General features: G+C 34.6%; 10 protein-coding genes. 6 read left to right on the top strand and 4 right to left on the bottom strand.

What is annotated here, in order from left to right; translation table 11 throughout:
* Positions 1-67 precede the first annotated feature (67 nt).
* Positions 68-658 (top strand): dTMP kinase, encoded by a 591-nt coding sequence (gene tmk, locus R0F62_RS01145; RefSeq protein ID WP_010081998.1) that lies wholly within the window; start codon positions 68-70, stop codon positions 656-658.
* Here tmk and R0F62_RS01140 read toward each other — a convergent pair.
* Positions 651-1,319: a hypothetical protein gene (locus tag R0F62_RS01140; protein ID WP_274979209.1), complete on the bottom strand. Its 669-nt coding sequence runs from the start codon at positions 1,317-1,319 to the stop codon at positions 651-653. The two genes, tmk and R0F62_RS01140, sit on opposite strands and share 8 nt — an antisense overlap.
* Before the next feature lie 76 nt (positions 1,320-1,395).
* Here R0F62_RS01140 and R0F62_RS01135 point away from each other — a divergent pair.
* Positions 1,396-2,227 (top strand): IS5 family transposase gene (locus tag R0F62_RS01135; protein WP_394356546.1). Its coding sequence is split into 2 segments (ribosomal slippage): positions 1,396-1,739 and positions 1,738-2,227, totalling 834 coding nucleotides; the frame shifts between segments, so codons are not numbered across the junction.
* Between the two features lie 164 nt (positions 2,228-2,391).
* On the opposite strand, the gene ftsH is transcribed toward R0F62_RS01135, so the two are convergent.
* The 3 genes from ftsH to R0F62_RS01120 all read right to left on the bottom strand — a co-directional run bounded on the left by ftsH (position 2,392) and on the right by R0F62_RS01120 (position 6,205).
* On the bottom strand, positions 2,392-4,233 hold the full coding sequence (gene ftsH, locus R0F62_RS01130) for an ATP-dependent zinc metalloprotease FtsH (RefSeq protein ID WP_274979224.1): 1,842 nt from the start codon (positions 4,231-4,233) through the stop codon (positions 2,392-2,394).
* A gap of 12 nt (positions 4,234-4,245) precedes the next feature.
* A complete protein-coding gene (tilS, locus tag R0F62_RS01125) occupies positions 4,246-5,541 on the bottom strand; it encodes a tRNA lysidine(34) synthetase TilS (RefSeq protein WP_316659829.1) in 1,296 nt (431 codons plus the stop codon).
* Positions 5,542-5,725: 184 nt separating this feature from the next.
* Complete coding sequence (locus R0F62_RS01120; RefSeq protein WP_010081889.1) at positions 5,726-6,205, bottom strand: OmpA family protein; 480 nt, start codon at positions 6,203-6,205, stop codon at positions 5,726-5,728.
* 275 nt (positions 6,206-6,480) lie between these two features.
* Here R0F62_RS01120 and R0F62_RS01115 point away from each other — a divergent pair, with 275 nt between their 5' ends.
* The 4 genes from R0F62_RS01115 (at position 6,481) to R0F62_RS01100 (ending at position 12,406) form a co-directional block, all read left to right on the top strand.
* Positions 6,481-7,902, top strand: coding sequence for a gluzincin family metallopeptidase (locus tag R0F62_RS01115; protein ID WP_274979222.1), 1,422 nt, complete (start codon positions 6,481-6,483; stop codon positions 7,900-7,902).
* Positions 7,903-7,925: 23 nt separating this feature from the next.
* On the top strand, positions 7,926-9,002 hold the full coding sequence (locus R0F62_RS01110; protein WP_007548791.1) for a rod shape-determining protein: 1,077 nt from the start codon (positions 7,926-7,928) through the stop codon (positions 9,000-9,002).
* Positions 9,003-9,204: 202 nt separating this feature from the next.
* On the top strand, positions 9,205-10,317 hold the full coding sequence (gene mnmA / locus R0F62_RS01105; RefSeq protein ID WP_038199627.1) for a tRNA 2-thiouridine(34) synthase MnmA: 1,113 nt from the start codon (positions 9,205-9,207) through the stop codon (positions 10,315-10,317).
* Between the two features lie 865 nt (positions 10,318-11,182).
* Positions 11,183-12,406 carry a WD1261 family protein gene (locus R0F62_RS01100; protein WP_208571592.1) on the top strand — a complete coding sequence of 408 codons (1,224 nt, stop codon included), beginning with the start codon at positions 11,183-11,185 and terminating at the stop codon, positions 12,404-12,406.
* Positions 12,407-12,425: the final 19 nt, after the last annotated feature.

Here is a 12,425-nt window from a genome sequence, read left to right as displayed (position 1 = left end):
TAAATGTCAAACGGTTTCTATGTATACTGTTTGCATATTCTTTTTTAGTATTATAATTATAAAACTTATGTTCATAACTTTCGAAGGAATAGACGGCTCTGGTAAAACAACACAATCTAAGCTACTTGCAAATCATTTTAAGCAAATTCGCGGCGAAAATAATGTGGTATTGACTCGAGAACCAGGTGGCACTAACTTTGCAGAGAAGGTAAGAGGAGTATTGTTAACGAATAATATTGATTCTATTTCTGAACTCTTGCTACTTATCTCGATGAGGCGCGAACATATGAAAAAATTAATATTACCAGCTCTTGCAGAAGGAAAAATAGTGATTTGTGATCGGTTTATTGATTCAACTATTGCATATCAAGGATATGGGTTTGGAGTTGACTTAGGGCTAATAAGGGACTTACATAAGCTAGTGGAAATTAAATATCCAGATATTACATTCATTCTAGATATTGATGTTAAAGTTGGGTTAAATAGAGCAAAAGACAAGAATAAATATGAAGAAATGGATGTTAATTTTTACAATAAGGTCAGAAAAGGATTTCAGGAAATAGCCATAAAAGAGCCCGTTAGGTGCAGTGTTATCACTGGAATTGAAACAAAAAATGATAATCACGTACACAATGAAATTATTGATAAAATCACCTAGCTTGTGATAGAAAATTATCAATTTCAGGTAACATTATTTCATATGAATAACTTTTTGTTTGAGTAGCTAAAAAATCCTGTATTTTGTCTGGATCTTCTTCACTTATCATCTTATATGCCCTTGCGAGGTTCATTAATTCACTTCTATTTTTTTTATTGCTTACTTCAGTAATAGTAAAAAATTGATCAAAATGGTCTAAGAGGTCTTGATTTTTTATTGAAGACACAATATCGTCAATTTCTTTCACATATAATGCAAGTTTGTGTGCTTTACTACGATCTTCAAAACAAAGATTAACAAGCACGTTACGAAACCTATCTTTCGTAGTACTTCTCACTTCTGCTAATAAGGACTTAATATTTTCTTGGCAATGCACTCTCTTTACCGATTCAGCCGGTTCAACCATACCAAGAACATTCTTTACCAAAGATTTTTCTTCACAACTAAATATGAACATGTAATAACCCATCGATAAAGTGAAGAGCAAGAACATAGCCGGAAGTAAAAACGGAGCTAATACATTTTGTGACGCAGGGAAAATAAACCAGGTAACAGTTGCTATTGACACAGTTACAAATAATCCTGATAAACATAATTGTGCTTTTCTTCTATAATTCTGATCAATAACTGTACTTACACCAATAGAAGCTATATCAATCATTACTCACACCTCATTAAGAGGTTGTCCGGAAACAAGTAAAAGGCTATAATATCTGAAATTTTAGTACGGGGTAAAGATGAGAAAAAAGTATCCAACAGATCTAAGCGAAAGGGAATGGGCAAGAATAGAAAAACACTTCAGAGTATCATACAAGAAAGGAGGAAGGCCGCCAAAGTATAGCAAAAGAGAAATATTAGAAGCAATTTTCTATGTATTGCGTACAGGGTGTCAATGGCGGTATTTACCAAATGATTTTCCGCTATGGAAGACTGTGTATGAGCAGTTCAGGCAATGGAAGAAGCAGGGAATTTTTGAGAAAATGAATTATGAAATTACAAAATATAGTAGAAGAAAAATAGGAAGGAATGAGCAGCCGAGTGCCTGTATAGTAGATAGTCAATCTGTAAAGACTACAGAAAAGGGGGATCAAAGGCTATGATGGAAGTAAAAAAGTAAAGGGTAGAAAAAGGCATATAATTACAGACACTCAGGGTTTTATACTAGGTTGTTACGTAGGCGCTGCTAACGAAAATGATAGAGATGGTATGAAAATAGCATTAAACAATATGAGAACAAAATATACTAAAGTTAAAAAAATGTGGGCTGACATGGGATACCAAGGAAGAAATTTAAAGAATCACATAAAGGAAGAATATGACATAGATATTGAAATTGTTAAAAGGCCTCCATGTAGATTTTGGGTGCACAAAGATACGCCACCTGAGCTACTACCAACAAGAGAACAAGGGTTTAAAGTACAGCCAAGAAGATGGGTTGTAGAAAGGACTTTTGCTTGGGTTAATAGGAATAGAAGGCTATCGAAGGAGTATGATTTACTCACAACATCCACTGAGAATTTCATATACCTAGCTATGAGTAGGGTTATGTTAAAGAGGGAATATGCTTGAATTTACTAGTTTCCGGACAACCTCTAAACATTAATACTAACTGAATGATAGCATTATTGTGATGAAAATGCAATATTATGAATATTTTAATACAATTTATATTGACAGTTACAATTCTGAATGTTTTATTGCAGCGTTAGCTGATTAGCATTTTTAAGATGAGGTCAACTCTCATAGAGAGAGGATTTTTTTACTTTCTCATTCTTCTCATTTTCTTCTCTAACAATTTTTTTTCCGTTTAGTATATCCTTTATTTCATCTCCTGTTAAAGTTTCAAACTCCAGTAGATTTTCAGCAATAAGCTCTAAGCCTTTCTTATGCTTGGTCAAAATGTCTTTTGCTTTTTCATAGCAAGAAGATATGATTTTTTTCACTTCTTCATCTATGAGCTTTAGCGTATCTTCAGATGTCATATGAGGATGTTGTGGATCTTGCTGCTCACGATTGTGATACACTAGCCCTATCTCATCATTCATTCCACATTTTTTTACCATAGCACGTGCTATGTTAGATGCTTGTCGTATATCAGAAGACGCGCCACTTGTAACTTTATCGTAGCCAAAAATTAACTCTTCTGCTGCCCTGCCACCCATGGCAACAGTTATATCTGCTATCAGCTTTTCTCTTGTGTGGGAGACTCTATCTGTTTCCGGTAGTCTCATAACTAAACCTAAGGCCATACCTCTTGGAATGATTGTTGCCTTGTGTATAGGATCAGAAGCAGGCATATTAACCGCAATTATCGCATGACCAGCTTCATGGTATGCAGTCAGTCTCTTTTCCTCTTCTGTCATAATTAGGGATCGTCTTTCTACGCCCATCATTACTTTATCACGTGCATATTCAAAATCATCCATGGTAACAATTTTCTTGTTTCTTCTTGCAGCGATAAGTGCAGATTCATTCACCAAATTTGCTAGATCAGCCCCTGAAAAACCTGGTGTTCCTCTTGCAACTGTTTTCACGTTTACATCTGGTGCTATTGATATTTTCTTTATATGAGTATTTAATATCTTTTCACGCCCATTTATATCGGGTAAAGAAATAGTAATCTGTCGGTCAAAACGACCAGGTCTAAGCAGTGCTGGATCTAAGACATCTGGACGGTTAGTCGCAGCAATTATTATTACACCTTCATTAGACTCAAAGCCATCCATCTCAACTAATAACTGATTTAATGTTTGTTCTCTTTCATCATTGCCGCCACCAAGACCAATGCCACGATGTCTACCCACCGCATCTATCTCATCTATAAAAATTATACAAGGAGCATTTTTCTTGCCTTGATCAAACATATCACGAACACGGCTCGCACCAACACCAACAAACATTTCAACAAAATCAGATCCAGAAATGCTAAAGAATGGCACATTAGCTTCTCCTGCAATTGCACGAGCAAGTAAAGTTTTACCAGTTCCAGGAGAGCCAATTAAAAGGCACCCTTTTGGTATTTTTCCACCTAATATTTGAAATTTTTGCCTTTGTTTAAGGAAATCAACGATCTCTACTAGCTCTTCTTTTGCTTCATCAATTCCAGCAACATCATCAAATGTTACTTTTTTTCCACTAGTCATGAGTCTAGCCCTTGACTTGCCAAAGCTTATAGTGCTGTTGCCTCCCGCTTGTGTTTGTTTAAGAAAGAATAGCAAAAAGCCAATAAAGATAAATGTTGGGACCCATGAGATAAGTAATCCACCAATTACGTTCATGGCAGAATCTCCAGTTGAAAAGGAGAATCTCACTTTTCTATCATGTAAATTTTTTATTAGGTCGCTATATATGACACCGCTTGAATTGAAACTTGAACCGTCCCTGAACTTGCCTTCAATGCTCTGGTTTTTTATGACAATATTTTCTACATCATTGTCTTCTAGTCTAGTTAAAAATTCCGAAAAAGGTATAATTGTTTTACTTTTACCTACATTTCCGCTGAATTGAATATAAGCAACTGAAATAAGAACAATAATTACTAACCAGATCAATAAGCCTTCTAAAAATTTTTTCATTTCTATTTCTAACTAAATACTAATCAAGCTTACCAAATTTTGTTTTATCGTGCTATTAATAATGCATTGAACCTTATCGTCATTGGTATTTTTTCCGTTATAATTTACATCAGGATAAGCAAGCACCTTGCTATCTTTTTGTACTGTAGGCAAAGAGTAGAAAACTTCAGGGCAGCAGTTGTAATCCTTCAGAAATTCAGGAACTTTTTGTGTTTTTTTTAATGGAGCGATGATAACTGAACACCCTTGATTTCCGAGTATTGTGCAGCTAAATCTGTTATCCCATTGGGTAGGTTCATTTAAAGGTAGGTTTACGGTAATTTCTTGTATCCTTGACGATTCTCTAATTATTAAGATATTTTCTCCATACTTTCTTATTTTACACCCAGAAAGTGTACAGTTAACATTACTATCCTTTTGCAATATTCTATTAAATATTGCAATGAGGCTGCTGTACCTTGGTTTATAATGTTTACTGGCAATTGCCATTATAGAGTAAAGAAGAAGCCTCAAGGCTATTTCCTCTGGCAATTGATAAAATTCACTTAGTTTAATTTCAATATAACCAAGATCATGCACATTAACGCAGTCATTAAACGCAAGGCGTGTGTAGTGCATCAACGCTTTTGCAGCTCTTTTCATATGAAGGGCTGTGAGGCATATTCGCTCTGTTAAAATCTCTTGATTATCACTTGCTTTAAGTAAGTTACGGTATAAAGTTCGTCTGTATTTTAAGTCATGATTGCTTCTATCTTCGATCCATTTTAACCGATGAAGCTTAGCGTACTTTTCTATTTCACTACGACTAAAATTTAACAATGGCCTAAATATATAAATACCATTTAGGAAAGACTTGTAGTCCATTGATGATAATCCATCTACGCCACTACCTCGCTCTAATCTTAACAAGAACGTTTCTGCTTGATCATCTTTGTGATGAGCAACAAGTAAATATTTAACATTATTATTTTTACACCACTCTGCTAGTAACTTATACCGTGCTTTTCGTGCCTGTAACTGAATATTGCCTTTAATATTTTGCTTCTCCCAATTTAATATGAACGATTCCTTTGCTCCAAGTTCCTTTGCATAACTTACAACAAAATCAGCTTCTTTTTGAGACTCTGGACGTAATCCATGATTTACTGTTAATGCTATAGGAAGTGAAAGCTTGTTTTTTTTTGCCCAGTTAGTCATTAAGTGCAGTAAGACTATACTATCTACACCACCTGATACTGCAACTGCAATTTGATTGTTATAGAAAGCAAAACTATTAACCACATTTTGAAATAATAACTCTAATTCCATTATGTCTCTTGATGGCCAGACAGGTCAGATCTCTTACGTCATACCGCGACTTATTTGTGGTATATATAGATCCCGCTAACAAGCAACGAAATATGACAAGTTTGTCCTTTTTTGTCTACCCCAGTGCCCTTTCTTTATGTCATCCCAGTGTTTGACACTGGGATCCAGGTTTTAATGCAAGAAACTATTTCTTTATTCCAGAAAATGAAAATTCCACTCTACGATTTTTAGCATGCTCTTTTTCATATTTAGAATTTCTAGAATCATCTTTTACATTAACCAAAGGCTCAGTTTCACCTTTAGAAGCAGTTTTTATTCTGTTTTCTATGTAGGGTGTACAACTAACCATAAATTTTTTAGCTGCATCAGCCCTTCTAGCGCCTAGCGCAAGATTATACTCATGAGAACCACGGTTGTCAGTGTGACCAGTTAAAGTAACCTTCGCGTCAGGGTTATCTTGTAACACCTCCATTACGTCAAGTAATGCATCTGCACTTACTTCAGCAATACTAGATTCATCATAACCAAAGAAAACTCTTTTATCACCTATCTGCTTAACAACAGAATTTATTTTATTTGTTGTATTTGCTCCTTTTTTGGGGCAAGAACTTACACCAGTAAGTAATAAACAAAAACAGCACATTATAACCAGTCTACTCCACATTACTAAACCTCCATAAATTTTAAATAGTGCGTAACTTTAATTTCAGTAGCTAATATCTCTCCATATTGTAATATAGTCAAGAGAAATAAAATACTAAATACTTTTTCTACAACCTTACAATTAATTTTCCTATAATATGCTGGACTCTGAGTAGAAAAATCCAATAAAAGAATAAAAAGTACAATTTTTTATTGTACTTTAAGCAAATATACTTTTAACTTTATTATTAATCTATTACGGTATTAAACAGATGTTTTCTAAAATAATGAACAAATATGCAATCTTATAAGTTTTTAGAGGAGGTATTATATAGGGTAAAGAATATCGAAAATACGCTAAAAGTACTAAACCAAAGCCAATTGAATATAGAGGACAAAGTTGAACAAATGAGTCTTCTAGAAGAAATCAGACATGAAATTATCTCTCATGACGCAATAAAGGAATCATTAGCAGATGCTCTTGGTAACAAAAAAAGTGCAAATACTCAGCAGCTAAAGTTAATAGAGAGAATACATAAAAGCAACAGTGCTGTTCCTATTGATTTAGTAAAGTCTTTATCCAAAGCTAAGGTTGAATGCCAAAATTTATGGAAGCTATCTCATTCTGAAACCAGTAACTTAGAAAAACTAAAAGAACGTTTTACTGATTTAATCACACTCATTCGCGAAGTAGCTTCTATAAAATCGCAGCAATTAAAATGCTCAAAATACGACTCACTGCTTGCTGACTATGACTCTGATATCACAGAAAAGAATATAAGGGAAGTATTCCCCAAGGTAGGCAAATTTTTTAGCGAAAATGTAGATAAAATAATTGAAAAGCAGAAAAAGGATAAGGTTACTAATATACAAAAAGTTGCTACTCAGAAACAGATTGAACTTGGCTCATTATGCTTACAGCAAATGGGTATTGCACTAAATGAGATTCGTACTTCTTATTACTACCCTATAGATTATGATGAATCTGATTTTTGTTATGGTTTATTTTCACTTTTACGGCATAGTGGTTATGCAATTTATCAAAAATGTTTAGCGCAAAATTCTATAAGTAGTCCAATTACGAGACATGTTATGTATGAAACTCAAGGGTTATTCATGGAAAGGATGATTGGAACATCCAGAGAATTTATTGAGTTTATTCAACCACACATAAAAGAGAAATTTGCTATAAAAGGCAAAACTAACGAGAAAGTTAGCAGTGTTGAAAATTTGTACTTGATTTTCAATGAAATAAACCTTTCTTCTTTTTTAAAAAATGCAGATGAATTTAGTCTGTTAGCTCATATTATGTTGAGAACTAGGTTAGAACAAGATATAATAAATGGTACATTGGAAGTCAAAGACCTGCATGATGCGTGGCTGGAAGGTATGAAGCACTATAAAATTCCAGTAAAAGCTGAAAATGAGCTAAACACTTATTTTCAAGATGAATATTGGGCAAGCGGTGTTATGGGCTACTTTCCTATAAAAATTATTGCTTTAATTGCTGCTGTGCAGATTTTCTCTTGCGTTAAAAAGAATCATTACGAATCATTAAGTGCTATAATAAAAGGAGATTTTAGTTTACTTATCAGTTGGTTATCTGAAAATATATACAGTGCAAAGTGTGGCCTGGAACTGCTAAAAAAAGTAACAGGTAAGGGTTTAGACGTTGAGTGTGTTACTTACTACTTATCTGAAAAGTATAATTTGTCTTAATAAATGGTTTTCTTGAGTTATGTATGAATTTTGTTCGAAAATTAACCGGAAAGTTTTATAGCCTTTTTACTTTCAAAGGTTTGTTTGCTAGCGATATTGCTATAGACCTTGGTACTGCAAACACTTTAGTTTATCAGAAAAATCAGGGAATAGTGCTTGATGAGCCTTCAGTTGTAGCAAGAATAAAAGAAAAAGGAAGTTATGTTCCTTATGCTTTTGGTAAAAAAGCTAAAATGATGCTTGGGAAAACGCCTGGAGAAATAGAGGCGATAAGGCCCTTAAAGGATGGAGTTATTGCTGATTTTAAAAGTGCGGAAGAAATGCTAAAATATTTCATACGCAGTGCAAACACAAAATTCACTGTTAATAAACCTAATATTATCATATGCGTTCCATCTGGATCCACGCCAGTTGAAAGGCGTGCTATACAAGATGCAGCAGAAAGTGCTGGTGCAAATGAAGTATTTTTAATTGAAGAACCAATGGCTGCAGCAATCGGAGCTGGGCTCCCGGTTACTGAACCTGAGGGTTCTATGATTGTTGATATAGGAGGCGGTACAACTGAAGTTGCAATTATTTCTTTAGGCGGAATTGTTTATTCACGTTCTGCCAGAGTAGGTGGCGATATTATGGATGAGGCAATAAAGTCATACATTCGTGAAAATCATAAATTATTAATCGGTGAAACAACCGCTGAGAAAATTAAGAAAAGCATAGGTTCAGCCAGTCTGCCAGGTGAAAATAACAAAGAGGGAATGATAATTAAGGGCAGGGATTTAGTGAGTGGCATGCCAAAAGAAATGCTTTTATCAGAATACCAAGTTGCAGAGAGTTTAATAGAGCCTGTACATCAGATAATTTCTGCTATTAAGACTGCGCTGGAGAGCACTCCACCTGAACTTTCTTCTGATATAGTCGATAGAGGAATAGTTTTATCCGGTGGTGGTGGATTATTACGTAATCTAGGTAAAGTTATCAGTGAAACAACAAAATTACCGGTTCGTGTTGCAGATGACCCACTTTGTTGTGTTGCTCTGGGTAGCGGAAAAGTGCTTGAAAACATGGATTATTTTGGCCATGTTTTATTTAAGCAGGATTAAATTATTTTTAAAGGTAGTTCATCGAATTTTATAGCAAATTTTACCTCAAGCATAAAGATGTCATCCAAGTAGCCAACACTGGGATCCAGAAAAATTGACTATAAACAAGTATGCTGTTTCGATGAAATTGTGCAATAGAAACTAGATTCCAGTGTCAGCTACTTGCATGACACCAAGTTTGTGTTTATAAATTAAGGCGATTATGCTAAAAGAATTTGAAATAGAACCTCTGCTAAAAGATAAAGCTCCGCACCAGACCAAGGCTGTTGTTGCAATGTCCGGGGGAGTTGATAGCTCCGTTGCTGCAGCACTGCTACATAACCTTGGGTACAAAGTGGTAGGTGTGACTCTTCAACTCTATGGCACCGACGGTAATGCTAACGCAAGAAAGGGCGCATGCTGCGCTGGACAGGATATTTATGACGCTAAGCGTGTAGCTGAAAGTGTTGGCTTTCCTCACTATATTTTAAACTATGAGGAAATATTCAAAAAGGAAGTAATAGAGGATTTTGCGAGTACCTATATGCGTGGGGAAACTCCCATACCATGCGTGAGATGTAACCAAACGGTAAAATTTCGTGATCTATTGCAAGTTACAAAAAATCTTGGTGCGGATGTGCTCGTAACAGGACATTACGTGAGAAGGTTAGAAAAAAATGGTGAGGTAAAGTTGTGCAGAAGCATTGATAAAAGTAAAGATCAAAGTTATTTTTTGTTTGCTACAACTCAAGAGCAATTGAAGCTTTTGCGATTTCCACTAGGTGGGTTCTATAAAAGTGATATAAGAAAATTAGCAAAGTATTTCAGCTTACAAATTTCTGAAAAGCAGGACAGTCAAGATATATGCTTTGTTTCCGAAAGCTATAGTAAAACAATAGCTAAATTAGCTCCACAATCTGTACAGAAAGGTAAAATAGTGGATGTTAATGGAAAAGTGCTAGGCGAGCACAGTGGCATAGTAAATTTTACAGTGGGGCAAAGAAAGGGCTTGGGTATCGCACACAATGAACCTCTTTATGTGATAAAAATTAATACAGAAAATAATGAGGTTATAGTAGGTCCGATCAACGTATTAATGCAAAAAAAAATATTGATCAAGGAGTTAAATTGGTTAGAACAACCAAAGGAAGGTATGGAAGTAACTGTGAAGCTGAGATCATCACATGTGGGAAGTTTAGCAACAATACATTCAACTGACGAAAAAAATAAAGCCTGTGTCATTTTAAACGACGATTACTTTGGCATCAGTCCAGGTCAAGCCTGTGTAGCGTATAAAGATGAGCAAGTTATCGGCGGTGGATGGATATGCTCTTAACTAAAAGCTTTAATGCAGAGTGTAAACATACAATAGACTTCTTGCATAACCATATAACAGAAACGAAAAAACTTGCCTGACAAACTCCGCCAGCCCCCTTATCATGAAACTGAAGCTATTTATTTATCTTCTCTGTACAGATTAAATGACAAAAAAACTCACGTATCTGGCGTCTCATGTTTAATTTTTTGCACTATGTGCACTCTATGTCTTTATCAAATTTCTGGGTTTTTACCTACACAAGCTGAAATACGCTTATAAAGCATTTAAAACATTAAAAAACGCCAACTTAAAAAATGGATAGTGAATAACTAGCTACCCTAGGGTTTCTTTTGCCTTTTTTTCTGTTTAGTAAATTTCTTAACGTTTATAATTTAGATTAGTTGCGGCTTAAAAGCAGCTAAATCGCGGTTATTAAGTGCTTAGAATAAAAAAACGCCATACTTGAAAGTATAATGTAAGTAATTAGCCAACCACGGGGCTTCTTTTGCCTTTTTTTTCGTTTGGTAAATTTCTTAATGTTTGTAGCTAAACGACAACCGTCATCCCGCTAGCGGGATCTCTTGTTAGTGGCTGAGAGATACCGCGAATGAATCGCGGTATGACGGTTCGCGGCAGCATAAAGATAAGTCTCGTCATCCCACTGCTTGTTAGCGGGATCTGGAGATACCGCGGCGGTATGACAGTTCGTGGCAGCATGAAGATAAGCTCGTCATCCCGCTAGCGGGATCTCTTGTTAGTGCCGCGGCGGTATAGCTATACCTTTTTCTACTTAGTTTGGGTTATGCAAGAAGTCTAATAACATTTATTGCTATTTTGCCATGTATCCCTTATACTATAAAGTAGAACATTATAGGTTTCAGCAATGATAAAAGAAATTGAAGAACTAATAAAAATTGTTGGTAAGGGTAATTTATTAGAGACGTTATTTATTTTTTTAGGTAGCTTTCAACATGCTGACTTAGGTCGTTTTATGGATCACAGAAATCATTTTGGTTTGTCTGAATTCATTAGAAAAAAAGAGGAACCATTAGATAAATATTTTAACTTAAAATTTAGTCTACAAGGGCTGTTTTTAATTTATGCTCAAGCTTATCAAATTCTAAGTGAAAACAATAACCTGAATACTAAAGATGTCATAGATAAAATATATGAAGTTATTAAAGGATCTGAGTTAAATGAATATATAAATGAAGTAGTAGATGGAAGAAAATTAGATTTACTTAACATCTTAGCAAATCCAAAGAGAGAACCAATATTTAAAACAGAAGAAGATTTTGAAAATAAAGTACTCATTGGTCTTAGAAAGTTACTAAGTGAAGGAAATACATTAAACAAATATGACAGAGAATTTGCATTAAATAAGTGCGTTATCAGCAGCTATTATTCCATTCATGACATAAAAGCAGATAAAGATATAGCATTATTCTTTTCTTTGGGTGGTCACTATAAAGAACTTTCGTCATCTAACAAAACAGTAAAAAGAGAAGTATTAGAGATATGTGAGAATCAGTTAATAGAGAGCTATATAATGTTCTTAGCTGGCAAACTACACATGATCGGATTATCAAGTAGAGATAAATATACAATCGACCATGAGAATGTGGATCGGCAAGAGAAAGCATTGAAAATGGATGGATTAATATATCCTATAAATACAAAAAACACCCTAGAGCAACTGTTAAAAAACCAAAATAGTGATGAATTTGAACAATTAATAACGAGCCCTGATAATATATACTACTCAGTGCTGCAAGAAGAGAATGAATGTAGGCCAAATCCTATCACCAGCAAGAAAAAAGAAAAAGACCATAAAAACACAGTCTGTAAACTTATTTTAGGTATGTTTGTATTATCTGTTGGGTTATATGTTGCTGATTATTTCTTTATGGAGCAAAAATTATTTAATCCAATAAAAGGTGTCCTACCACAGGATAATTTTGCTAATCTAGTAATTGCTGCAGTGCTTACTATCGTAATAGTATATGCTTTATTTCAATTATCACAGGAACCACCACTTTCAACAGTCAATAAGATGACGAATGAAAATTTAGGACAGCCCGTGCAAAATAAGTTTAGAATTACATAAATGTAGCAACTTAAAAGCA

Source organism: Wolbachia endosymbiont of Drosophila aff. chauvacae BK-2020, from assembly GCF_032848195.1.
In the GTDB taxonomy this organism is placed as follows: domain Bacteria; phylum Pseudomonadota; class Alphaproteobacteria; order Rickettsiales; family Anaplasmataceae; genus Wolbachia; species Wolbachia pipientis.
The sequence above is the reverse complement of the archived record's forward strand: the minus strand, read 5'-3'. Positions and strand labels throughout refer to the sequence as shown.